Below are 1147 nucleotides of genomic sequence, written 5' to 3'. Positions count from 1 at the left end.
CCCGTGCTGATAACCTGACCCGTTGGCTGACTGATGTTGAAACCCGTCTGGGCAGTCTTTCCCAAAGGTTAAGTGCCAGTGTCGGCAAACCGCGCATTAATACTGATCTGGCCGGGGATGCCGAAGCTTCGCAGTCCACAGAAGCAAATACGCTGGTGGAAGTAAAAACACCCTGGACCCAAATCGATGATGTTTTCTATGAAGCTCGTGGCTCTTCCTGGGCACTGATTCATCTGATGAAAGCGATAGAGATCGACTTTGCTGATGTACTGGAAAAAAAGAACGCTACTATCAGCCTGAGGCAAATTATTCGCGAACTGGAAGCCACTCAGGATACTGTTTGGAGTCCATTCATTCTCAATGGCAGTGGGTTTGGCATATTGGCCAACCATTCACTGGTCATGGCCAATTATATTTCTCGAGCCAATGCTGCAATCATCGATCTGCGCCGACTGCTTGAGAAAGGTTAAGATCGGATATCCTGATAAAAAATGAGCAGCAAACTGGTTTATTCGACCGATATGGGTCGCATTAAGGAAGAAAAGGTTAAGGACGAAGTGGGAGATGGCAACGTCCGTGTCCGCCCTGAAAAGAAAGGTCGTGGTGGCAAAGTGGTCACTGTAATCACTGGCTTGCCGCTGGCGGGTAACGACCTTAAGGCCTACGCCAAGACGCTGAAAAAGCGCTGTGGCGGTGGTGGTGCTGTAAAAGACGGCAATATTGAGCTTCAGGGGGATCATGTGGATGTTATGGTAGATGTTCTCAAAAGCGCCGGATACGACGCCAAACGTTCAGGAGGTTAAGTAAGAGAAAAACTCTACGGTAAAAAACACTCTTTTTCTTTGTGGAAGTACCTCTTTTTAAGGCGGAATAAAAATTAATCACCTCGATTTGTTTATTTTGTATACACTGGATAGATGTTTTCTTTGAGATATAGACTCGGTTGAAGGGTTTTACGTTGTACATACGTGCTAAGTACATGCGGTACTCTGGGGAAATAAAACGCATTAGGAAGCTTGTTTAAGGACGTTTTTCATTTTGGGAAGATGAGATGTTTCCCCGCATAAAATAGCCATGAGCGAAGAAAAGTATTTTTCATGGCATAAAAAGGTACATTTGAATGGACCATGAAAACACCGTGTATGAC

General features: G+C 45.2%; 2 protein-coding genes. Both read left to right on the top strand.

All coding sequences use genetic code 11. From position 1 onward, the window contains the following. Positions 1-470: DUF2333 family protein (locus tag KDK17_RS18810; RefSeq protein WP_257288795.1), on the top strand; the 470-nt coding region annotated here is incomplete at its 5' end. 21 nt (positions 471-491) lie between these two features. After that, positions 492-803 (top strand): translation initiation factor, encoded by a 312-nt coding sequence (locus KDK17_RS18805; protein WP_257253025.1) that lies wholly within the window; start codon positions 492-494, stop codon positions 801-803. The last annotated feature ends 344 nt before the right edge of the window (positions 804-1147 follow it).

Source organism: Endozoicomonas sp. SESOKO2, from assembly GCF_024606245.1.
Classification (GTDB): domain Bacteria; phylum Pseudomonadota; class Gammaproteobacteria; order Pseudomonadales; family Endozoicomonadaceae; genus Endozoicomonas_A.
The sequence above is the reverse complement of the archived record's forward strand: the minus strand, read 5'-3'. Positions and strand labels throughout refer to the sequence as shown.